Consider the following 265-nt stretch of genomic DNA (forward strand, 5'->3'; position numbering starts at 1 on the left):
GTTAATGATTGATATTTCTATCGAAGGTTCGTATTGTGATTTAATAGCTTCCTTTTCAAACTCATAAGATTCACCTAGTTCGTCCTGACCTTCATAAAATGCTTCTAAAAGTTCCTCATCCTTTTTCCATCGTTGGATTGCCTCTTGTGCCCATACATGCTCCTCTTGTTCTAAATCCTGATACAACATAGCCTTTATGCGTTCTATACCTGATTCAGGCTTAATTATAGGAGTCATTGTAAAGCAATAATTAGGAATCTGTTCT

1 protein-coding gene is annotated in these 265 nt (G+C 35.8%); it reads right to left on the bottom strand.

Annotated elements, in window-relative coordinates:
• Nucleotides 1-265 (bottom strand): YqhG family protein (locus AOA62_RS29690; RefSeq protein ID WP_218244223.1); only part of this gene is annotated, 265 nt, incomplete at both ends.

Source organism: Pseudomonas sp. 2995-3, from assembly GCF_002742565.1.
Taxonomy (GTDB): Bacteria; Pseudomonadota; Gammaproteobacteria; order Pseudomonadales; family Pseudomonadaceae; genus Aquipseudomonas; species Aquipseudomonas edaphica.